This window comes from Streptomyces sp. NBC_01012 (assembly GCF_045162755.1).
In the GTDB taxonomy this organism is placed as follows: Bacteria; Actinomycetota; Actinomycetes; order Streptomycetales; family Streptomycetaceae; genus Streptomyces.
On record NZ_CP108688.1, the window covers coordinates 2,920,713 to 2,941,458 of the forward strand.

20 protein-coding genes are annotated in these 20,746 nt (G+C 69.9%); 11 read left to right on the forward strand and 9 right to left on the reverse strand.

Features of this window, described 5'->3' with window-relative positions; translation table 11 throughout:
- Window positions 1-56: 56 nt before the first annotated feature.
- Window positions 57-1,637, reverse strand: a complete 1,581-nt coding sequence (locus tag OG623_RS12875) for a family 20 glycosylhydrolase (RefSeq protein WP_406146457.1) — start codon at window positions 1,635-1,637, stop codon at window positions 57-59.
- 401 nt (window positions 1,638-2,038) lie between these two features.
- On the opposite strand from OG623_RS12875, the gene OG623_RS12880 reads away from it, so the two are divergent.
- The 6 genes from OG623_RS12880 (at window position 2,039) to OG623_RS12905 (ending at window position 6,914) form a co-directional block, all read left to right on the forward strand.
- Window positions 2,039-2,569, forward strand: coding sequence for a 2-oxo-4-hydroxy-4-carboxy-5-ureidoimidazoline decarboxylase (locus OG623_RS12880; protein ID WP_406146458.1), 531 nt, complete (start codon window positions 2,039-2,041; stop codon window positions 2,567-2,569).
- A 166-nt stretch (window positions 2,570-2,735) separates the two neighbouring features.
- Window positions 2,736-3,116, forward strand: a complete 381-nt coding sequence (gene sdhC, locus OG623_RS12885) for a succinate dehydrogenase, cytochrome b556 subunit (protein ID WP_362888326.1) — start codon at window positions 2,736-2,738, stop codon at window positions 3,114-3,116.
- A gap of 5 nt (window positions 3,117-3,121) precedes the next feature.
- The gene (locus OG623_RS12890) at window positions 3,122-3,601 is read left to right on the forward strand and encodes a succinate dehydrogenase hydrophobic membrane anchor subunit (RefSeq protein WP_406146459.1); all 480 of its coding nucleotides are present in this window, start codon (window positions 3,122-3,124) and stop codon (window positions 3,599-3,601) included.
- Window positions 3,602-3,631: 30 nt separating this feature from the next.
- Window positions 3,632-5,386 carry a succinate dehydrogenase flavoprotein subunit gene (sdhA, locus tag OG623_RS12895; protein WP_406146460.1) on the forward strand — a complete coding sequence of 585 codons (1,755 nt, stop codon included), beginning with the start codon at window positions 3,632-3,634 and terminating at the stop codon, window positions 5,384-5,386.
- A complete protein-coding gene (locus tag OG623_RS12900) occupies window positions 5,386-6,153 on the forward strand; it encodes a succinate dehydrogenase iron-sulfur subunit (protein WP_406146462.1) in 768 nt (255 codons plus the stop codon). The genes sdhA and OG623_RS12900 overlap by 1 nt, the downstream gene beginning before the upstream one ends.
- 176 nt (window positions 6,154-6,329) lie before the next feature.
- Window positions 6,330-6,914 carry a hypothetical protein gene (locus OG623_RS12905; RefSeq protein WP_406146463.1) on the forward strand — a complete coding sequence of 195 codons (585 nt, stop codon included), beginning with the start codon at window positions 6,330-6,332 and terminating at the stop codon, window positions 6,912-6,914.
- A 68-nt stretch (window positions 6,915-6,982) separates the two neighbouring features.
- Here the strand turns inward: OG623_RS12905 and OG623_RS12910 are convergent, their stop codons facing one another.
- From OG623_RS12910 to OG623_RS12920, 3 genes are all read right to left on the reverse strand, one after another.
- Window positions 6,983-8,536, reverse strand: a complete 1,554-nt coding sequence (locus OG623_RS12910; RefSeq protein WP_406146464.1) for an ABC transporter substrate-binding protein — start codon at window positions 8,534-8,536, stop codon at window positions 6,983-6,985.
- 143 nt (window positions 8,537-8,679) lie between these two features.
- On the reverse strand, window positions 8,680-9,987 hold the full coding sequence (locus OG623_RS12915) for a metallophosphoesterase (RefSeq protein ID WP_406146465.1): 1,308 nt from the start codon (window positions 9,985-9,987) through the stop codon (window positions 8,680-8,682).
- A gap of 57 nt (window positions 9,988-10,044) precedes the next feature.
- Window positions 10,045-10,290, reverse strand: a complete 246-nt coding sequence (locus OG623_RS12920) for an SCO4848 family membrane protein (RefSeq protein WP_406146466.1) — start codon at window positions 10,288-10,290, stop codon at window positions 10,045-10,047.
- 121 nt (window positions 10,291-10,411) lie between these two features.
- Here OG623_RS12920 and OG623_RS12925 point away from each other — a divergent pair, with 121 nt between their 5' ends.
- Window positions 10,412-11,662: a D-alanyl-D-alanine carboxypeptidase family protein gene (locus OG623_RS12925; RefSeq protein ID WP_406146468.1), complete on the forward strand. Its 1,251-nt coding sequence runs from the start codon at window positions 10,412-10,414 to the stop codon at window positions 11,660-11,662.
- On the opposite strand, the gene OG623_RS12930 is transcribed toward OG623_RS12925, so the two are convergent.
- The gene (locus tag OG623_RS12930) at window positions 11,610-12,551 is read right to left on the reverse strand and encodes a YihY/virulence factor BrkB family protein (protein ID WP_406146470.1); all 942 of its coding nucleotides are present in this window, start codon (window positions 12,549-12,551) and stop codon (window positions 11,610-11,612) included. The two genes, OG623_RS12925 and OG623_RS12930, sit on opposite strands and share 53 nt — an antisense overlap.
- Window positions 12,552-12,725: 174 nt before the next feature.
- On the opposite strand from OG623_RS12930, the gene OG623_RS12935 reads away from it, so the two are divergent.
- Window positions 12,726-13,484: a decaprenylphospho-beta-D-erythro-pentofuranosid-2-ulose 2-reductase gene (locus OG623_RS12935; RefSeq protein ID WP_406146471.1), complete on the forward strand. Its 759-nt coding sequence runs from the start codon at window positions 12,726-12,728 to the stop codon at window positions 13,482-13,484.
- A 19-nt stretch (window positions 13,485-13,503) separates the two neighbouring features.
- Here OG623_RS12935 and OG623_RS12940 read toward each other — a convergent pair whose 3' ends face one another.
- Together OG623_RS12940 and trpS are read right to left on the reverse strand one after the other, a co-directional pair.
- Window positions 13,504-14,094, reverse strand: a complete 591-nt coding sequence (locus tag OG623_RS12940) for a 2'-5' RNA ligase family protein (protein ID WP_406146472.1) — start codon at window positions 14,092-14,094, stop codon at window positions 13,504-13,506.
- 124 nt (window positions 14,095-14,218) lie between these two features.
- Window positions 14,219-15,232 (reverse strand): tryptophan--tRNA ligase, encoded by a 1,014-nt coding sequence (gene trpS / locus OG623_RS12945; protein WP_406146474.1) that lies wholly within the window; start codon window positions 15,230-15,232, stop codon window positions 14,219-14,221.
- Between the two features lie 181 nt (window positions 15,233-15,413).
- Between trpS and rocD the strand changes: the two genes are divergently transcribed.
- Entirely contained in the window at window positions 15,414-16,616 is a 1,203-nt protein-coding gene (gene rocD, locus OG623_RS12950; protein ID WP_406146475.1) for an ornithine--oxo-acid transaminase, read from the forward strand.
- Window positions 16,617-16,684: 68 nt separating this feature from the next.
- On the opposite strand, the gene OG623_RS12955 is transcribed toward rocD, so the two are convergent.
- Window positions 16,685-18,088 (reverse strand): PLP-dependent aminotransferase family protein, encoded by a 1,404-nt coding sequence (locus OG623_RS12955; protein ID WP_406146476.1) that lies wholly within the window; start codon window positions 18,086-18,088, stop codon window positions 16,685-16,687.
- 47 nt (window positions 18,089-18,135) lie between these two features.
- Between OG623_RS12955 and OG623_RS12960 the strand changes: the two genes are divergently transcribed.
- Window positions 18,136-18,648 (forward strand): carboxymuconolactone decarboxylase family protein, encoded by a 513-nt coding sequence (locus OG623_RS12960; RefSeq protein ID WP_406146477.1) that lies wholly within the window; start codon window positions 18,136-18,138, stop codon window positions 18,646-18,648.
- A gap of 113 nt (window positions 18,649-18,761) precedes the next feature.
- On the forward strand, window positions 18,762-19,499 hold the full coding sequence (locus tag OG623_RS12965; protein WP_406146478.1) for an isocitrate lyase/phosphoenolpyruvate mutase family protein: 738 nt from the start codon (window positions 18,762-18,764) through the stop codon (window positions 19,497-19,499).
- 109 nt (window positions 19,500-19,608) lie between these two features.
- Here the strand turns inward: OG623_RS12965 and OG623_RS12970 are convergent, their stop codons facing one another.
- Window positions 19,609-20,598, reverse strand: coding sequence for a malate dehydrogenase (locus OG623_RS12970; protein WP_406146480.1), 990 nt, complete (start codon window positions 20,596-20,598; stop codon window positions 19,609-19,611).
- Window positions 20,599-20,746 lie beyond the last annotated feature (148 nt).

The window sequence follows — 20,746 nt, forward strand, 5'->3', positions numbered from 1 at the left end:
CGCGAAAACGGGTCAATCCGCGCGGACCGCTCGGCGCGTCCCACCCGCGCGCTTGCTCAGCGCGTCTCGTCCGCGAGCTTCTTGAACTGCGCCCAGCTGAGCTTCGGCTCGCGCGGGTCCCACAGCTTCTGGGAGACCGCGTTGAGCGGCATCCGGATCCCCGCCGCGACCTGTTCCTGCGTCTGCGCGTTGGGGAAGTCGCCCCAGACGGCGAACCGGCCGCCCAGGATCTGCTTCGAGTACCGCTTCGCCACCGGCTCGGTCCCGCGCAGGACGAACGGGGTCCACTGCTCGTAGATCCGCTCACCCGTCGGGTACGTGAAGTCGTTGGGCTCGCCGAGCACGTAGTAGAGGAACTCGTCGTTGAGGTTGACCACCTTGCGGCCCTCGGCGAGGTAGTCCTGGGGCGGCCGGGCACCGATCTCCTTGCCCGTCCAGTACTCCACCTCGATGCCCTTGTCGCCGTTGACGGTCCCGCCGCTGAAGAAGCCGTCGTTCCACGCCTTGGGGATCTTCTCGGCCTTGGTGATGACCGCGGCGCGGTCGTTCAGCCAGCCCTCCGTCAGGTCCTGGACGCTCGCGTCGTCGCCGTACTTCTTACGGGCGGCCCCGGCCAGCTGCGGGTAGGAGGCGGCCGGATCGCTCACGGTCAGCGCCTGGTACTCGTCGGCGCCGACATGGAACCAGTTGCCGGGGAAGAGCTCCGCGTACTCACCGAGCAGGTCGTCGACGATCTTCGCCGACTCCGCCTTCGAGATGTCGATGGCACCCTCGCGCGCGACGCCCTGTGTGTTGCGCAGTTGCAGGTCGGGGTGGGCCTTGAGGACCGCGCCCAGATGTCCGGGCGAGTCGATCTCGCCGACGATCGTGATGTGGAGGCTCTGCGCGAGCTTTACGATCCTGCGGACCTCGGCCTTGGTCAGGTGTTCCTCGGAGACCACCTCGGGGTGGGTGTCGGACTCGATCCGGAAGGCCTGGTCGTCGGAGAAGTGCAGACCGAGCTGGTTGAGTTTGAGGTCGGCCATCTCGCGCAGCCGGTCCTCGATCCAGCCCGCGGTGTAGTACTTGCGCGCGATGTCGAGGTTGAGCCCGCGCTGGGCCCGGTCGGGCGTGTCGCGCACCGTGCCCTCGGGCACGGTGTCGTCGGCGTTCAGCGACTGCTTGAGGGTGCGGGTCCCGTAGAAGACACCCGCCTCGCCGGGGCCGCTGATCGTGACCTGGTTGTTCTCGGTCTTCAGGGTGTACGACTCGGGGTCGCCCTTGCCCGAGGAGGCGAGCGACAGTGCGACGTCACCGGACCGCGGGGACTTCTCGCCCCGGTAGCTGATCTTCAGCTCCTTGGCGAGCAGCTTCGCCTCGTCGGCGAGCTCGGGGTCGGCCGCGACGACCGTGCTGTCCTTGGCGGGCTTCCAGCCGGGACCGCGCGCGGCGGTGTGCTCCCGTACCGCGGGTACGGTCCTCGGGGTCGTGGAGAGCGGATAGCTCCGGCTGGGTGACGGCGAGGCGGACGGGGCGGACGCGCCGTTCTCCGGGCGTCCGGGGCCCGAGTCCTCGGGCCAGACGACGACGGTGAGCGTGACGGCGGCCGCGACCGCGACGGCGGCGCCTGCCACCAGGGGTGCGCGTGAGGGCGACATCGGTCAGAAACCTCCGGATCGGGGGAGAAACAGTTCAAAGAAGATGAGAAAGTCGGGCATTTCCCCCGCAGGTTCGTCCATCAAGCGTTCCGAAACTCTCCCGTCCGGGTGAATTTCGCGCATCCTTCGGCTGCGCGTTGCCGGGCCTCGCTAGCGTGACAGCACATAAGAACCAGTCCTCACTCCGGCCCCGAGCAACCTCGTCGCTCCCCGGCCCCTCTCCAGGGTCACAGATGTCTTTCATTCGAGGAGTCCCGCTGTCCAGGTCCAGCGAGTCCCACGCCGGCCTGCCGAAACCTCCGCAGCAGTCCGGGCGGACGGCCGTACCCGTCCAGAGCAGCGGCCCCGCCCCGGCCCTTCGGGAAGCCACGGCAGGGGCCCCTGTTCCGGAACCAGTGTCGGTGAGCCCACGCCCCGGTGCCCACTCGAGCGCGCTGGACCGCTTCAACACCTGGCCCCGGGAGCCGGCCGAGGCGGCCCTGCTGGAGTGCTGCGGCAGCCGCCGCTGGGCCCAGCGACTGGCCGCTCACCGGCCCTATCCGGACCTGAGCACCCTGCTCGCCGCTTCCGACGAGGCGGGATACGACCTCGCGCCCTCCGACCTCGCCGAGGCGCTCGCAGCGGAGGACGCCCCCTGTCTGCACCATGACGCGCCCCGGGCCGCCCACCTGGCACTGCGCGCCGCCCACGCCGCGTACGAGAGCAGGTTCGGCCACGCGTTCGTGATCTGCCTGGACGGCATGCGCCCCTCCCGGCACGTCGACCAGGTACTGGCCGCGATCCGCACCCGGCTGGCGCACGAACCGGACGAGGAGCGCTCCCTGACCGCAGAGGAGATGCGACGACTCGCCCGGGGCCGCATCATCGAGCTGGTGGCCGAGGCGGGCCGGGCGCCCGGCCCGTTCACCCCAGTCGCATATGACCGCCGGTAGCCCGTCCGTGCCTGTTTGTCCGCCGCTTTGATCACACCGGAGGCCCCGCCGCCATCGAACCGACAAAGCGTCGCTACGATGGCCGGGGCCGGTGGACCGTACCCGGCCGGGTCAGACCGACAGTCAAGCCGGCCGACCCCAATCCCCGCTCCCGGAGGGTTCTTCCGTGCCGGCTGGAACGCTGTACCGCGGCCGGGAAGGCATGTGGTCCTGGGTGGCTCATCGAGTCACCGGTGTCCTCATTTTCTTCTTCCTGTTCGTACACGTCCTGGACACCGCCCTCGTGCGTGTCTCCCCCGAGGCGTACGACGACGTCGTGGCCACCTACAAGACACCGATCGTCGCGCTGCTCGAGTACGGCCTGGTGGCCGCAATCCTCTTCCACGCGCTGAACGGTCTCCGGATCGTCGCCGTGGACTTCTGGGCCAAGGGCCCGCGCTACCAGAAGCAGATGCTCTGGACCGTCCTGGGCATCTGGATCGTGCTGATGGCCGGGGCCCTGTACCCCGTCCTCGGTCACGCCGTACGTGAAGTATTCGGGAGCTGAGGCCGATGTCCACCGAGACACCTTCTTCCGCGATCGGCGAGGTCGAGGGCGTAAGCCTGTTCGACGTCGAGAACCCGGCCCCGGTGATCGAGCCCCCGCGCAAGCGCACGGGCAAGACACCCAAGGGTTCGCGCACCAATTTCGAGATGTACGCCTGGCTCTTCATGCGCCTGTCGGGCATCGTGCTGGTCGTCCTGGTCCTCGGGCACCTGCTGATCCAGCTGGTGCTGGACGGCGGCGTCTCCAAGATCGGCTTCGCCTTCGTGGCCGGCCGCTGGGCCTCGCCGTTCTGGCAGGTCTGGGACCTGGCGATGCTGTGGCTCGCCATGCTGCACGGCGCCAACGGCCTCCGTACGGTCATCAACGACTACGCCGAGCGGGACAACACCCGGTTCTGGCTGAAGATGCTCCTGTACACCGCCACGGTGTTCACCGTCCTGCTGGGCACGCTGGTGATCTTCACCTTCGACCCGAACATCCGCTAGGCGCCGGGACAGAGGGACCAGAGGGAAACCATGCAGATCCACAAGTACGACACCGTCATCGTCGGCGCCGGCGGCGCCGGCATGCGCGCGGCCATCGAGTCGACCAAGCGCAGCCGCACCGCCGTGCTGACGAAGCTCTACCCCACCCGCTCCCACACGGGCGCCGCGCAGGGCGGCATGGCCGCCGCGCTGGCCAATGTGGAGGAGGACAACTGGGAGTGGCACACCTTCGACACGATCAAGGGTGGCGACTACCTGGTCGACCAGGACGCCGCCGAGATCCTCGCGAAGGAGGCCATCGACGCCGTCCTCGACCTGGAGAAGATGGGCCTGCCGTTCGGCCGTACACCCGAGGGCAAGATCGACCAGCGGCGCTTCGGCGGTCACTCCCGCAACCACGGTGAGGCCCCGGTCCGTCGTGCCTGCTACTCGGGCGACCGCACCGGCCACATGATCCTCCAGACGCTCTACCAGAACTGTGTCAAGGAGGGCGTGGAGTTCTTCAACGAGTTCTACGTCCTGGACCAGCTGGTCGTCGAGGAGGACGGCGTCAAGAAGTCCGCCGGCGTCGTCGCCTACGAGCTGGCCACCGGCGAGATCCACGTCTTCCAGGCGAAGTCGGTCATCTACGCCTCGGGCGGCACCGGCAAGTTCTTCAAGGTGACGTCGAACGCCCACACCCTGACCGGTGACGGCCAGGCCGCCTGCTACCGCCGGGGTCTGCCGCTGGAGGACATGGAGTTCTTCCAGTTCCACCCGACCGGCATCTGGCGCATGGGCATCCTGCTGACGGAGGGCGCCCGTGGTGAGGGCGGCATCCTCCGCAACAAGGACGGCGAGCGCTTCATGGAGAAGTACGCGCCCGTCATGAAGGACCTCGCGTCCCGTGACGTCGTGTCGCGCTCCATCTACACGGAGATCCGTGAGGGCCGCGGCTGCGGTCCCGAGGGCGACCACGTCTACCTCGACCTCACGCACCTCCCGCCGGAGCAGCTGGACGCCAAGCTCCCGGACATCACCGAGTTCGCGCGTACGTACCTCGGCATCGAGCCCTACACGGACCCGATCCCGATCCAGCCGACCGCGCACTACGCCATGGGCGGCATCCCGACCAACGTCGAGGGCGAGGTGCTGGCCGACAACACCACCGTCGTCCCGGGCCTGTACGCCGCCGGCGAGGTCGCCTGTGTCTCCGTGCACGGCGCCAACCGCCTGGGCACCAACTCGCTGCTCGACATCAACGTCTTCGGACGCCGGTCGGGCATCGCCGCCGCCGAGTACTCCGCGAAGAACGACTTCGTCGAGCTTCCCGAGAACCCGGCGCAGCTGGTCCAGGACCAGGTCGACCGGCTGCGTGACTCCACGGGCACCGAGCGGGTCTCCGAGCTCCGTACGGAGCTCCAGGAGTGCATGGACGCCAATGTGATGGTGTTCCGCACCGAGCAGACCATCAAGACGGCCGTCGACAAGATCGCCGAGCTGCGGGCGCGCTACCTCGACGTGTCCATCCAGGACAAGGGCAAGCGGTTCAACACCGACCTGCTGGAGGCCATCGAGCTGGGCAACCTGCTCGATCTGGCGGAGGTCATGGCGACCTCCGCGCTGGCCCGCAAGGAGTCGCGCGGCGGCCACTACCGCGAGGACTTCCCGAACCGCGACGACGTCAACTTCATGCGCCACACCATGGCGTACCGCGAGGTCGCGGACGACGGCACCGAGTCGATCCGGCTCGACTACAAGCCGGTCGTCACGACCCGCTACCAGCCGATGGAGCGTAAGTACTGATGGCAACCCCGACCCTGGACAAGACCGACAAGGCAGAGGCGGGCTTCGCCGACACCCCGTACATCACGGCCACGTTCCGGATCCGCCGCTTCAACCCGGAGGTCTCCGACGAGGCCCAGTGGCAGGACTTCCAGATCTCGATCGACCCGAAGGAGCGTGTTCTCGACGCCCTTCACAAGATCAAGTGGGAGCAGGACGGCACGCTGACCTTCCGGCGTTCCTGCGCGCACGGCATCTGCGGCTCCGACGCGATGCGGATCAACGGCAAGAACAGGCTCGCCTGCAAGACGCTGATCAAGGACATCAACCCGGAGAAGCCGATCACGGTCGAGGCCATCAAGGGCCTCACGGTCCTCAAGGACCTCGTGGTCGACATGGACCCGTTCTTCCAGGCCTACCGCGACGTCATGCCCTTCCTCGTCACCAACGGGAACGAGCCGACCCGCGAGCGTCTGCAGTCCCCCGAGGACCGCGAGCGCTTCGACGACACCACCAAGTGCATCCTGTGCGCCGCGTGCACGTCCTCGTGCCCGGTGTTCTGGAACGACGGCCAGTACTTCGGCCCGGCGGCGATCGTCAACGCGCACCGTTTCATCTTCGACTCGCGTGACGAGGCCGGTGAGCAGCGCCTGGAGATCCTCAACGACCGTGACGGCGTGTGGCGTTGCCGCACGACGTTCAACTGCACGGACGCCTGCCCGCGTGGCATCGAGGTCACCAAGGCGATCCAGGAAGTGAAGCGCGCGCTGATCACCCGGCGCTTCTGACCCGGACGACCGTCCCGAAGGAGACCCCGTCCCACGCACGCTCCGTGCGGGAGGCGGGGTCTCCTCGTGCGCCGGGCCCCCGGGACGGTACGGTCATGCGGGGCCGGTGACCGGCTCGACTCTCCCGGTCCGGCACGGCACGGGAGCGGCCGGCTCGATGGAGAACGGGGAACGCCGTGAGCGATCCGAATCCGTACGCGGACGACTCGTACAAGTGGGGCCCGCAGCCGCCGGGGCACTCGCCGACGATGCCCGACGGCCAGGGCTACGGCTACCCGGCCGCCGGCGCCCCTCCGGCGTACGGCTATCCGCAGCAGCTGCCCGGTTCCGCGACCCAGCCCGGCCCCGCCTACGGCTATCCGGGCAGCGCGGGTGCGCCGACGCAGCCCGGCTTCGACCTGCCTGCGCAGCAGGGCGGCGTGCCGGTGCTCTCGCTCGGTGACATCACGGTGATGAACGACGGCATCGTGACCCCGTCCGGCACGCTGCCGCTCAAGGGCGCGGTGTGGACGGCGACCGACATGTCACGCACGGAGGAGAAGATCCCGACCGTGGGCATCGTGCTGGCGATCGTCTTCGCGCTGTTCTGCCTCATCGGTCTGCTGTTCCTCCTGATGAAGGAGAAGCGCACGACGGGCTTCGTACAGATCACGGTGACCAGCGGCGGACGGCACCATCAGACGATGCTCCCGGCGACCGGCCCCGAGACCTTCCCGTGGGTCATGTCGCAGGTCAACACCGCGCGTACGCTGAGCGCCTGAGCGCCCTGAGACGGCCGCGGGGCGGGAGGGTTCGCCCTCCCGCCCGTGGGCGCCGCGTGTACGGTGCCTCAGATCCAGCTGAGTTCCCACAGGCGCCAGATACCGGTCCCGTCGGAGAGGTACTGCGACCCGGACACGGATTCCTTGCTGACGACGTAGTCCTTCTTCTGCCACAGCGGGACCAGCGGTACGTCCTCGCCGACCGCCTGCTGGAGCTTCTTGAAGTCGGCCGAGGTGCGGCCGCGGTCGCTGTACTGCTGCGTGGCCGAGATCAGCTCGTCGACCTTCTTGCTGGTGTAGCCGTTGTGGAGGGAGTTGTCCTTGCCGACCAGCGGCTGGCTGAAGGTGTCGGAGTCCGGGTAGTCGGGGAGCCAGCCCACGGTGTACGCGTCGTACTCACCGGCCGCATAACCCTTCTGGAAGGCCTGCCACTCCACGGCCTTCTCCGTGACCTTGAAGAGCCCGTCCTTCTCCAGCTGACGCACCAGCTCGGTGGACTCCTCCTTGTTGGCGTCGTCGTCGCGGTGGGCGAAGGTGATGTGCAGCGGCAGATCCACCCCGGCCTCCTCCATCAGCGCCCTGGCCCGCTTCGGGTCCGACTGCGGGTAGGAGTCGAAGAAGGGGGTGCTGTGCCCGATGTAGCCCTGCGGGATCAGCGAGTAGAGCGGTTCGACGGTGTTCCGGTAGACCTTGGTGACCAGCGGCCCCCGGTCGATGAGCCAGGCGATGGCCTGACGGACCTTCTTGTCCGCGAGCGGAGCGCCGTCACGGACGTTGAAGACGAGGTTGCGGATCTCGGCGCTGTCCGCCTCGGTGACGCGCTTGTCGTTGGCGGCCGGGTCGAGCTCGGCGAGCTTCTCGGAGGGGAGCTGCCGGTGTGTGACGTCGACGTCCCCGGCGTCCCAGGCCGCCTGGAGAGCCTCGGAGCCTTCGAAGTAGCGGATGTCGACGGGGCCGCCCGACTTCTTCAGCGCGCCCTTGTACGCCGGGTTGGGCACCAGCTGGGCCTTGACGCCCGACTCGAACGACTTGAGGACGTACGGGCCCGAGCCGTCGACCTGGGTGCCCGTACGGAGCTTGTCCTTCGGGTACTGGGTGGGGTCGACGATGGACCCGGCGCCCGTGGCCAGCTTCTGCGGGAACGTCGCGTCCTTGGCCGAGAGGTTGAAGGTGATCGTGCGGCCGTCGGCGACGACGTTGTCCAGGCTCGGGAACAGCACCGAGGGGCCTTCGTCCGCCTTGATCCTGAGCATGCGGTCGAAGGAGTACTTGACGTCGGCCGCGGTCACCTTGCGGCCGTTGGAGAAGGTCAGGTCGTCGCGCAGCCTGCACTGGTACGTCTGGAGCTTCTGGCCCACGAAGTCGCAGCTCTCGGCCGCGTCCGGTTCCGGCACGACCGCACCGGGGGTGAACGTCATCAGCGACTGGTAGAGGTTGCTGTAGATCGCCCAGGAACCGGCGTCGTACGCGCCGGCCGGGTCGAGCGAGGTGACCTCGTCCGATGTGCCGACCGTGATCGGGGAATCGTTCTCGTCGTCCGACGGCAGCAGTTGCCAGGCGCCGACGCCCGCGATGACCAGTACCGCCAGAATCGCGAGAATCCGTAGACGGATGAACCGCATGTGCCGTGCTCCCTTGCCAACCCACCCCGGCACGCGTGCACAGAGAGGCACATCACCGCCGCATGACCACCCTTACCCAATCACACGATATTCACATACCAAAGACCAGGGTGGATACAAACGGGACACGCGAAGGTATCGGATCAAGCCATCGGGGAAGCGAGCTCCACGACGGTGATGTCGGAGGGGGCCCCGACGCGCACGGGCGGGCCCCAGGCGCCGGCCCCGCGTGAGACGTACAGCTGGGTGTCGCCGTAGCGCTCGTAGCCGGCGACGGTCGGGTTGGCCAGCTCGGCCAGCAGGTTCCCCGGCCAGAGCTGGCCCCCGTGGGTGTGGCCCGAGAGCTGGAGGCCGACGCCGTACTCCACGGCGTCGTCGATGACGATGGGCTGGTGCGCCAGGAGGACGGAGGCGCGGGAGCGGTCGCGGTCACCGAGCGCGCGGGCGAAGTCGGGACCCTGCCCCTCGCTCTCCCCCGCCACGTCGTTGACCCCGGCCAGGTCGAAGCCGGCGACCTCGACACGGGCGTTCTCCAGCGGGCGCAGGCCCAGCTCACGTACGTGGTCGACCCATTCGGCCGCGCCGGAGAAGTACTCGTGGTTGCCGGTGACGAAGTAGCTGCCGTGGCGGGCCTCAAGACCGGAGAGCGGCTCGGCCGCCGTGCCGAGGTCCGCCACGGATCCGTCGACGAGGTCACCGACGACGGCCACCAGATCGGCCCCGGTGGCGTTGATCGCCTCGACGACCCGCCGGGTGTGGGCGCGGCCCAGGATGGGGCCGAGGTGGATGTCGCTGACCATGGCGATACGGAAGCCGTGGGCGGCACGCGGCAGCCCGGCGAGGCGGACGGTGAGCCGCTTGGTACGGGGGCCGCGCAGCACCCCGTAGGTGCCGTAGCCGACGGTGCCGAGCCCGGCGAGTGCCGCGGCGCCGCCGACGGCGCGGGAGACGAACAGCCGGCGCGAGGGGTCGGCGACGGACGGGGCGGCCGCGGGCTCGGCAGCGGGCTCCACGTCGGGCGGCGCGAGGTCCGTACGGGTGCCGGTGCCGGTGCCGGTGGGCGCGGGTCCTGCGCCTTCGGCGGCGGTGGGCTCCGCCGTGAGGGCGGCGGGTACGGGCGCGGCGGCCGCTGTCGCCGCCCGGCGGGTGAGGAGCCGGCGCAGCAGCGGCCGTACGGCCTCTCCCACCAGCAGAGCCAGCGTCAGATAGAGCAGGGCGGCCAGCCAGAGGTAGCCCGGCCAGGCCAGCACCTGCTGCACCGGGAAGGGGACCCCGGAGCGGCTGGAGACGAGGGCGCCGATGCTCAGCAGCGGCAGCACGAAGGCCGCGACGGTGCCCGTGCGGCGCGCGAGGCTGCCCTTGGCCGTGGTGTCACCGATCAGCCGGCGCCACACATACCGGTGCACGCCGACGAGCAGCGCGACCGCCACGAGCACGAAGACCACAACCACGTACGCTCCCCCGCTGAAACGATCCTGTCCGGAAGGCCCCCTGTGGCCTCCGGTGCCTCATCCGTCTGCGCGACGCAAAGCCCTGACACCACGGAACCCGATGACCCCCACAGCCGTCCCCAGAAGAAACGAGGTGATGGCGAGCAGGAGATGGACCCAGAAGTAGGCGGTCGGGTCGCCCGCGTCGTCGAACGCGAGCCCGCTGCCGTCCTTCCAGAGATTCTTGACAAAGGTGACCCAGATGACCCAGCTCCACGCTCCGAAGACGAGCAGGAACCAGGAAACGGGGCGGCTGAGCTTCATGGGTTCAGTATCGCCGCCGGGCTCCCGTCCGATCGCCCGGGGTGGGCTGTCCCGGCGGTATGCACGGCGGGTCAGCTCAAGCGGGTCCCGATCCTCAGCAACGCCATGTACGTTTCCGACCGTGCCAGCTCTGAAAAAGACCGTAATGACGGTCATCTCTGCCGCTTTGCTGTCCGTATGTGTCGCCAACCCTTCGGGGGCGACGACCGCCAAGGACAAGACCGACGACAAACAGCCGACGCCCACCGGTCAGATGTCGACCGTGGGCGGCAAGCGGCTGGGTGACGTGGGCACCCAGGTCGATCTGGGCCCAGGAGCCCCGGTCCTGCCGAAGGACCTCAGTGGGCGATCGTGGATCGTCGCCGACGCGGAGAACGGGGAGGTGCTGGCCTCGCACAACGCGCACTGGCGGCTGCCGCCCGCCTCCACCCTGAAGATGCTCTTCGCCGACACGGTGCTGCCCGCCCTGCAGCCGAAGACCCTCACCCACCGGGTGACCGAGGAGGAGCTCGCCGGCGTCGGCGAGGGAAGCAGCCTGGTGGGCGTCAAGGAGGACCACACCTACACGGTCCACGACCTGTGGCTCGGCGTGTTCCTGCGCTCGGGCAACGACGCGGTGCACGTGCTGTCCGAGATGTACGGCGGCGTGCCGGCGACGGTCTCCGCGATGCAGCGGCACGCCGAGGAGCTCCAGGCCCTGGACACGACGGTGGTGTCGCCCGACGGTTACGACGCCCCGAACCAGGTCTCCAGCGCGTACGACCTGACGCTCTTCGCCCGCAGCGGGATGCAGAAGGCGGACTTCCGGGAGTACGCGGCGACGGCGACGGCCGAGTTCCCCGGCGAGAAGAAGAAGGGCAAGAAGCGCGAGTCCTTCGAGATCCAGAACACCAACCGGCTGATCACCGGTGACATCGGGGTGGATCCGTACAAGGGCATCGCCGGCGTCAAGAACGGCTACACCACGCACGCGGGCAACACCTTCACCGGCATCGCCGAGCGCGACGGGAAGGTGCTGCTCGTGACGGTCATGAACCCCTCGTCCGAGGAGAGCCACGCCGTCTACAAGGAGGCCGCGGGCCTGCTCGACTGGGGTTTCGCCGCCGACGGCAAGGTGACCCCGGTCGGTGAGCTGGTGCCGCCGAAGTCGGCCGTGGCCGGGAAGGGCTCGCAGCAGACGGCGGGCGCGGACAAGGCCGAGCCCAAGAAGCACGCGGCCGCGTCGGCAGCCGCGGCCACCTCCGGCTCCGGCGGGGTCTGGACCGCGCTGTCGATCGCCGGCGGAGCGCTCGTGGTCCTGGCGGCCGGGGTGTTCCTGGTCAACCGGCGCTGGCCGCTGCCGGACCTGGTGCGTCGCCTTCCGCGTCGCTGATGTCCTGGTCGCTCCCCTCCGGGGTGCCCCGCTCCTCCCCCTTGCTCGGCGTCGCCGTCCAGGCGGCGCAGAGCAGGAGCAGCTTCGCGCTGAAGTTGATCCACAGGAGGAGCGCGATCGGCACGCCGAACGCGCCGTACATGCTCTTCGACGCGACCTCCCGCATATAGCTGCCGAGCAGCAGTTTCAGCAGCTCGAAGCCGACCGCGCCCACCAGTCCGGCCACGATCAGCCGGCGGCGGGGCGGCTCCACCCCGGGGAGCAGGGTCAGCAGGTAGAGCAGGATCAGGAAGTCGGCGAAGACGGCCACGACCACGGCCGCCACCTGGAGCAGGACCGCGCCCGCCCCGCCCTCGGCGATGCCCAGCCGGTCGACCGTCCAGCCGATCGCGGTCGAGGCGACGGTGGACACGGCCAGGGCCACGAGCACCGCTCCGCCTAGCCCGAGCAGCAGACCGGCGTCCTTGAGCTTGCGAACGATCGGGTTCCCCTCGTCCACGTCATCCTTCTCCCAGACGGCGCGCAGACAGTCCCGCATCGAGCTGACCCAGCCGGTACCGGTGAAGAGCAGCAGCACACCGGCGACGAGCCCCACCGTGCCCGCGTGGGCCACGAGGTTGTCGATGCCGAGCTGGTCCGAGATGCCGGGCACCTGCTCGGCGAGCTTGTCCTCGATCTTGTCGAGCTGCCGTGGCGAGAGCAGCGCCGCGCCGATGGCCGCGCCGAGCGCGAGCAGCGGGAAGAGCGCGAGGAAGCTGAGGAAGGTGATCGCCGCGGCGAGCCTGGACCAGTGGACCCTGTCCAGGGTCTCGTAGGAGCGCCAGGCGTGCGTCTCCATCAGTCGTGCGACGAGCGGCCCGATGACGGGGAGTTTTTTCAGCCAGTCCATGACCTACGCGTACCCTGCCGGGCGCGGAAAACCGGTGTTCCTGGCCGCCGGGATCGCCAATCACCCATTTCGGTGAGTGCTGTAACAAATCCCTCAAATGGGTTTTCTCTGGCGATACGGTCACGAGCGGCGGCTGCTCCGCCACCGCTCTGTCATCCCGCTAGGAGTTATCCCGTGAAGGACGCCTTCGGTGCCCCGCAGTCCCTGCTCGTCCTCGGCGGTACCTCGGAGATCGGCCTGGCCACCGCGCGGCGCCTGATCGCCCGCCGCACACGCTCCGTCCAGCTGGCGGGGCGACCGTCCCCCGCCCTGGAGCGGGCCGCGGCCGAGCTGCGCGAGCTGGGCGCCGACGTCCGTACGGTCGCCTTCGACGCGCTCGACTCCGCCTCCCACGAGGAGGTGCTCGGCAAGCTCTTCACCGAGGGTGACATCGACATGGTGCTGCTCGCCTTCGGGGTCCTGGGGGACCAGGCGCGTGACGAGGAGGAGCCGCTCTCCGCGGTCCGGGTGGCGCAGACCAACTACACGGGGGCGGTCTCCGCAGGGCTGGTGTGCGCCGGCGCTCTCCAGGCGCAGGGCCACGGTTCGCTGGTGGTGCTCTCCTCGGTGGCCGGCGAACGCGCCAGGCGCGCCGACTTCATCTACGGATCGAGCAAGGCGGGGCTGGACGTCTTCGCGCAGGGTCTCGGCGACGCGCTGCACGGCACGGGGGTGCATGTGATGATCGTGCGCCCCGGTTTCGTACGGTCGCGGATGACGGCGGGGCGCGAGGAGGCACCGCTCGCCACGACCCCGGGGGCGGTCGCGGACGCGATCGTGACGGGGCTGCGGCGGCGCTCGGAGACGGTGTGGGTGCCCGGGGCGCTGCGAGTGGTCATGTCGGCCCTGCGGCACGTGCCGCGCCCGCTCTTCCGGCGGCTGCCGGTGCGCTGAGGGCCGTCGTGCGCTTCGTTCAGGTGGACAGGGACGGCTGGTCCATGGAGGAGCCGCCCTGGGCTGGTACGGCGGGCGAGCCGCCACCGCCCCCGAACGGGAACTCGTTGATCTTGCGCCAGACGCCGTCCACACCCTGTTCGTACAGCGCGAAGGAACCGCAGGTCCACGCCGCCTCGTACGAGGCGAGCTCCTCGTACGCCCGGTCCATGGCCTCCTCCGCGATGCCGTGCGCCACGGTTACATGCGGGTGGTAGGGGAACTGGAGCTCGCGCACCAGCGGCCCGGAGGCCTCCCGGACCCGCTTCTGGAGCCAGGAGCAGGCCGAGGCACCCTCGACGACCTGGACGTAGACGACGGGCGAGAGGGGGCGGAAGGTGCCCGTGCCCGACAGGCGCATCGGGAAGGGCCGGCAGGCCGTCGCGATCTGGGAGAGGTGGGTCTCGATCGCCGGCAGGCCGGCCGCCTCGGTCCCGGTCGGCGGGAGAAGGGTGACGTGGGTGGGGATGCCGTACGCGGCAGGGTCCCCGAAGCTCGCGCGCCGCTCCTGGAGCAGACTGCCGTAGGGCTCCGGGACCGCGATCGAAACGCCAAGCGTTACGGTCCCCACATCGTTCTCCTCTGTCCTCGGGATTCGTTCGTCTCTGTCTTCGGGATTCGTCCGTCGGTCGTCCGTCGGTCGTGCCGACGCCAGTGTGGCCCCTCCGGCCGTGGTCCCGCCAGGGTCCTTGGACTCAGTGCTTCGCAGGCAGAAGGCCCATCCGGTCGTACGTCTGTGCCAAAGTCTCCGCCGCCACGGCCCTGGCCTTCTCCGCTCCCTTGGCCAGCAGGGCGTCCAGGGTCTCCGGGTCGTCCAGGTATTCCTGGGTCCGGGTCCTGAACGGCGTGACGAACTCCACCATCACCTCGGCGAGGTCGGTCTTGAGCGCCCCGTACCCCTTGCCCTCGTACTTCTGCTCCAGATCCGTGACGGCGGCGCCCGTGAGGGTGGAGTAGATGCCCAGGAGGTTGCTGATCCCGGGCTTCTTCTCCGCGTCGTAGCGGATCACGGTGTCCGTGTCGGTGACCGCGCTCCTGACCTTCTTCGCGGTGACCTTCGGTTCGTCGAGAAGATTGATCAGGCCCTTCGGCGTGGACGCCGACTTGCTCATCTTGATCGCCGGGTCCTGCAGATCGAAGATCTTCGCCGTCTCCTTGAGGATGTACGGCGCCGGGACGGTGAACGTCTCGCCGAAGCGGCCGTTGAACCGCTCCGCGAGGTCCCGGGTGAGCTCGATGTGCTGACGCTGGTCCTCGCCGACCGGGACCTGGTTCGCCTGGTACAGCAGGATGTCGGCGACCTGGAGGACCGGGTAGGTGAAGAGGCCCACGGTCGCGCGGTCGGCGCCCTGCTTGGCGGACTTGTCCTTGAACTGCGTCATACGGGACGCCTCGCCGAAACCGGTGAGGCAGTTCATGATCCAGCCGAGCTGGGCGTGTTCGGGGACATGGCTCTGCACGAAGAGCGTGCAGCGCTCCGGGTCGAGTCCGGCCGCCAGCAACTGGGCGGCGGCGAGCCGGGTGTTGGCCCGGAGCTCCTCGGGGTCCTGCGGCACGGTGATCGCGTGCAGGTCCACCACCATGTAGAAGGCGTCGTGGGACTCCTGCAGCGCCACCCACTGGCGGACCGCACCGAGGTAGTTGCCGAGGTGGAACGAGCCTGCGGTGGGCTGGATTCCGGAGAGCACGCGGGGACGATCAGAGGCCATGCACTCATTGTCTCAGGTGCCGAACCGATCCACGGCAACCGGTGCGGGAAAGCGGTGGGGACGCGCGCGGAGGCTCCGGACCCTGGCGCGCCACGCGGAAGAGGTTTCCCCGGCACGAATCCGACGGACGATACAAAGTGGGCACCACCTCCGCCCACGCCGCACGACGAACGGAGATCCCGTGTCGACCACGGAAACCGCCATCGCCTCCGCCGAGGCGCACAGCGCGCACAACTACCACCCGCTGCCCGTCGTCGTCGCCTCGGCGGACGGCGCCTGGATGACCGATGTCGAGGGGCGCCGCTACCTCGACATGCTCGCCGGCTACTCGGCGCTCAACTTCGGGCACAGCAACCGGCGCCTGATCGACGTCGCCAAGGCCCAGCTGGAACGCGTGACGCTGACCTCGCGCGCCTTCCACCACGACCGGTTCGCGGAGTTCTGTACGCGGCTCGCCGAACTCTGCGGCATGGAGATGGTCCTCCCCATGAATACCGGGGCCGAGGCGGTGGAGACGGCGGTGAAGACGGCCCGTAAGTGGGGCTACCGCGTCAAGGGCGTCCCCGACGGGATGGCCAAGATCATCGTCGCGGCCGACAACTTCCACGGCAGGACGACCACGATCATCAGCTTCTCCACCGACCAGGAGGCGCGGGCCGACCACGGTCCGTACACACCGGGGTTCGAGATCGTGCCGTACGGCGACCTCACCGCGCTGGACGAGGCGATGACGGAGAACACCGTCGCGGTGCTGATGGAGCCGATCCAGGGCGAGGCCGGGGTGCTGGTCCCGCCGCCCGGCTATCTCGCCGGGGTGCGGGAGATGACCAGGGAGCGGAACGTCCTGTTCGTGGCGGACGAGATCCAGTCGGGCCTCGGGCGTACCGGCCGGACCTTCGCGTGCGAGCACGAGGGCGTAGTCCCCGACATGTATCTGCTGGGCAAGGCGCTGGGCGGCGGTGTCGTGCCCGTCTCGGCCGTCGTGTCGTCCGCGGCGGTACTCGGCGTCCACAGGCCGGGCGAGCACGGGTCCACGTTCGGCGGGAACCCGCTGGCCTGCGCGGTCGCGCTGGAGGTGATCGCGATGCTGAACACCGGTGAGTACCAGCAGCGCGCCGCCGAGCTCGGCGACCATCTCCACCACGAGCTGGGGCTGCTGACCGGCGGCGCGGTGCGGGCCGTGCGGGGCCGGGGGCTGTGGGCCGGGGTCGACATCGCGCCCGGACTCGGCACGGGCCGGGAGATCTCGGAGAAGCTGATGGACCGCGGGGTGCTGGTCAAGGACACCCATGGCTCCACGATCCGGATCGCCCCGCCGCTGGTGATCAGCAAGGAGGACCTGGACTGGGGCCTGGACCAGCTCCGCGGCGTACTGGCCGGCTGAGGGCCGTCCCGCCTGGCGTGTTCCTGAGCACGCCGGGCGGGACGGGCAGGGCACGCCGGGGGCACGCCCTACGGAAGCACCCGGCACAGCGCGTCCAGCGCCCCCGCCCAGCCGCTCTCCGACGGCGTGCCGTAGCCGATGACCAGCCCGTCGCGGCCCGGCGCCGCGTCCTCGTGCCGGAAGCGCGAGAGCCGGTCGAGCGCGAGCCCCTGCCAGGTGGCCGCCTGGGCGACCGACTTCTCGGTTCCCTCGGGGAGTTCGAGCACGACGTGCAGTCCCGCCGCGATGCCGCTCACCCTGAAGTCCGGTGCCCGCTCGGCGAGCGCGTCGACGAGCTGGTCGCGGCGGCGCCGGTAGCGCAGCCGCATGGCCCGTACATGGCGGTCGTACGCCCCCGCCGCGATGAACTCCGCCAGGGTCAGCTGGTCCGTCATCCCGGACATCCGGTCGAAGCCGCTCTTCGCCTCGCACACCTCCTCCACCAGGCCCTCGGGGAGCACCATCCAGGCCAGCCGCAGACCGGGCGCCAGCGACTTGGCGGCCGTGCCCAGATAGACGACCCGTTCCGGATCGAGCCCCTGGAGCGCGCCCACCGGCTGGCGGTCGTAGCGGAACTCGCCGTCGTAGTCGTCCTCCAGGACCAGACCGCCCGAGGACCGCGCCCAGTCGACCGCGGCGGCGCGCCGGTCGGGATGGAGCGGTACGCCCGTGGGGAACTGGTGGGCGGGTGTCAGCAGCACCGCACCCACGCCCGGTGTCCCTCCCAGCTCCCCGGTCCTGGCCCCCAGCTCGTCCACCGGGAGGCACGGGGTGCGCAGACCCACGCCGGTCAGGAGATCACGGTGCAGGTCGAGCCCGTACGACTCGACGGCCACACCGCGCACCCGGCGCCGGCGCAGCACCCTCCCCATCAGCGTGAGCCCGTGCAGGAACCCGGAGCAGATCACGATGCGCTCCGGGTCGGCGTACACCCCGCGCGCCCGCGCCAGGTAGTCCGCCAGCACGCTCCGCAGCTCGATACGGCCCCGCGGATCGTCGTCGTACCCGAAGGCCGCGTCGGGGGCGGCGGTGAGGGCGCGTCTGGCGGCCTTCAGCCATTCGGCACGTGGGAAGGCGGAGAGATCGGGCGAGCCCGGGAGCAGACTGTGGACGGGCCGCCGGGGCACCCGCCTGGCCCTGGCACCCCGGGCGACGGGTTCCGGCACGCCGGCCCGCCGCGCGACCCTGGTGCCCGAACCCTGCCGTGCGGTGAGCCAGCCCTCGGCGACGAGCTCGGCGTAGGCGTCGGCGACGGTGTTACGGGCGATCCCGAGGTCCACGGCCAGGGTCCGGGACGAGGGGAGCCGGGTGCCGGGCGTCAGCCGTCCGGTGCGTACGGCCTCCCGCAGCGCGTTCATCAGCCCGCTGCGCAGACCGCCGCCGGCCGGTTCGATATGCAGGTCGGCGCCGAAAGCGGCCCAGGAATCCATCATGGAAATGGACCATACCGGTGTGCCATCCCGTGGTTAGGGTCGAACCCATGAGCACGCACACACATCAGCACACATCCACCGAATACGCCGCCGAGCACCCTCCGCGTCTGCAGATGGCCGAGCTGGCCCCCGACGTCTACAAGGCCATGGTCAGGCTGGACGCCGCAGCGCGTAAGGGAGTCGACCCGACGCTGCTCGAACTGGTGAAGATCCGTGCCTCGCAGCTCAACCGCTGTGCCTTCTGCCTGGACATGCACTCCAAGGACGCGCTCGCCGCGGGCGAGTCCGTCGAGCGGATCATCCAGCTCAGCGCCTGGGAGGAGTCGCAGCACTTCTACACGGAGAAGGAGCTGGCGGCGATCCGGCTGACGGAGGCCGTGACGGTCCTCAACGACGGCTTCGTGCCGGACGAGGTCTACGCACAGGCCGCGAAGCAGTTCGACGAGGCCGAGCTCGCCCAGCTGATCGCCGCGATCACGGTGATCAACGCCTGGAACCGGTTCGGGGTGACCACCCGGCTGACCCCGGGGCACTACACACCGGGCGCCATCAAGCACTGAGCGCGAACGCGGGAGCGGGGGCGGGGGGCGCCGGTTTCCGTGTCCCCCGCTCCCCCGCTTTCCGCCTTCCGGTCCCCCACCCCGACCCTTTCCCACTCCCCCTCGGAGCCCCGATGAACGACCCCGCGTCCGTCTTCCGCACTCTGCACATCGGCCGGGTATCCGGCGACCCGCTGGTCCTGCCAGGGCCGTGGGACGCGGCGAGTGCCCGGGTGTTCGAGGAGACCGGCTTCCCCGCCCTGGCCACCCCGAGCGCCGGTGTCGCAGCCGCCCTCGGTCACGCCGACGGAGACACCCCGGCGGACGAGATGTTCGCGGCGGTGGCCCGCATCACCCGGGCGGTGTCCGTTCCCGTGTCGGCGGACATCGAGGCGGGTTACGGCCTGGCCCCGGAGGAGCTCGTCGACCGGCTCCTGGAGGCCGGCGCGGTCGGCTGCAATCTCGAGGACTCCGTCGGCGGCGTCCTGGTCGAACCGGCACGGCAGGCCGACCGGCTCGCCGCGGTGCGCGCCGCGGCGGGCGAGCGCCTCTTCGTCAACGCCCGTATCGACACGTACGTCCACGGGGACCCGGCCGCCGTGGACGTCGCCACGGACACGACGGCCCGCGCCCTGCTCTACGCGGATGCCGGCGCCGACTGCGTCTATCCGATCATGGCGCCCCCGGACACCCTGCCCGCCCTGACCGCCGCGGTCCGGGTCCCGGTCAACGCGGTCTGCCCGCTCGGCGACCCGTCCGCGCTGCGCCGGCTCGGGGAGCTGGGCGCGGCCCGGATCACCTTCGGCCCCCAGTTCCAGCGCAAGACCGCGGACGCCGTGCGCGACCTCGCGGACGGGCTGCTCGGCGGCTGAACACACGGGACAGGACACAGGACGCACGCGAGGGCGCCCCCGGGCAGCGACTGCTGCCGGGGGCGCCCTCGCCGTAACCGCTGGGGTCCGGCCGGGGGCCGGGCTCCGGTCAGATCAGGCCGAGCTCGCGGACCGCGTCGCGCTCCTCGGAGAGCTCCTGCACCGAGGCGTCGATGCGCGCACGGGAGAACTCGTTGATGTCCAGGCCCTGGACGATCTCGTACTTCCCGTCCTTCGTGGTGACCGGGAAGGAGGAGATGATGCCCTCGGGCACGCCGTAGGAGCCGTCCGACGGGATACCCATCGAGGTCCAGTCGCCCTCGGCGGTGCCGTTGACCCAGGTGTGCACGTGGTCGATGGCGGCGTTGGCGGCCGACGCGGCCGAGGAGGCGCCACGGGCCTCGATGATCGCGGCGCCACGCTTGGCGACGGTCGGGATGAAGGTGTCGGCGAGCCAGGCCTCGTCGTTGACCGTCTCGGCCGCGTTCTTGCCGGCGATCTCCGCGTGGAAGATGTCCGGGTACTGGGTCGCCGAGTGGTTGCCCCAGATCGTCAGCCGCTTGATGTCGGAGACGGCGGCACCGGTCTTGGCGGCCAGCTGCGAGATCGCACGGTTGTGGTCCAGCCGGGTCATCGCGGTGAAGCGCTCGGCCGGTACGTCCGGGGCGGCCGCCTGCGCGATGAGGGCGTTGGTGTTGGCCGGGTTGCCGACGACGAGGACCTTGATGTCGTCCGCCGCGTTGTCGTTGATCGCCTTGCCCTGCGGCTTGAAGATGCCGCCGTTGGCGGAGAGCAGGTCGCCGCGCTCCATGCCCTTCGTACGCGGGCGGGCGCCGACCAGGAGAGCGACGTTGGCGCCGGCGAAGCCGACGTTGGCGTCGTCGGTGATCTCGATGTCGCGCAGCAGCGGGAAGGCGCAGTCGTCGAGCTCCATGGCGGTGCCCTCAGCGGCCTTCAGACCCTGCGGGATCTCGAGGAGTCGCAGGTTGACCGGCACATCCGGGCCGAGCAGGTGGCCGGAGGCGATGCGGAAGAGCAGCGCGTAGCCGATCTGGCCGGCTGCGCCGGTCACGGTGACATTCACGGGAGTGCGGGTCATGGCGATCTCCGTTAGACAGCTGGCGGTGGGGGTCCCTGCCCCTGGTGCTGGATACCTCTGAATCTTGATGTGAAGAGATATCCAGCGGTCAGGCTATCCGACCCTCGCTGCCGGAAACGTCCGGCCCCCTGTGGGACCGCGCACAGCC

Bases quoted from the DNA above. Each gene is read 5' to 3' on its own strand.
- OG623_RS12875 (WP_406146457.1), bottom strand. From the start codon at position 1,637: ATGTCGCCCTCACGCGCACCCCTGGTGGCAGGCGCCGCCGTCGCGGTC.
- OG623_RS12890 (WP_406146459.1), top strand. From the start codon at position 3,122: ATGTCCACCGAGACACCTTCTTCCGCGATCGGCGAGGTCGAGGGCGTA.
- sdhA (WP_406146460.1), top strand. From the start codon at position 3,632: ATGCAGATCCACAAGTACGACACCGTCATCGTCGGCGCCGGCGGCGCC.
- OG623_RS12900 (WP_406146462.1), top strand. From the start codon at position 5,386: ATGGCAACCCCGACCCTGGACAAGACCGACAAGGCAGAGGCGGGCTTC.
- OG623_RS12910 (WP_406146464.1), bottom strand. From the start codon at position 8,536: ATGCGGTTCATCCGTCTACGGATTCTCGCGATTCTGGCGGTACTGGTC.
- OG623_RS12920 (WP_406146466.1), bottom strand. From the start codon at position 10,290: ATGAAGCTCAGCCGCCCCGTTTCCTGGTTCCTGCTCGTCTTCGGAGCG.
- OG623_RS12930 (WP_406146470.1), bottom strand. From the start codon at position 12,551: ATGGACTGGCTGAAAAAACTCCCCGTCATCGGGCCGCTCGTCGCACGA.
- trpS (WP_406146474.1), bottom strand. From the start codon at position 15,232: ATGGCCTCTGATCGTCCCCGCGTGCTCTCCGGAATCCAGCCCACCGCA.
- OG623_RS12955 (WP_406146476.1), bottom strand. From the start codon at position 18,088: ATGATGGATTCCTGGGCCGCTTTCGGCGCCGACCTGCATATCGAACCG.
- OG623_RS12960 (WP_406146477.1), top strand. From the start codon at position 18,136: ATGAGCACGCACACACATCAGCACACATCCACCGAATACGCCGCCGAG.
- OG623_RS12965 (WP_406146478.1), top strand. From the start codon at position 18,762: ATGAACGACCCCGCGTCCGTCTTCCGCACTCTGCACATCGGCCGGGTA.
- OG623_RS12970 (WP_406146480.1), bottom strand. From the start codon at position 20,598: ATGACCCGCACTCCCGTGAATGTCACCGTGACCGGCGCAGCCGGCCAG.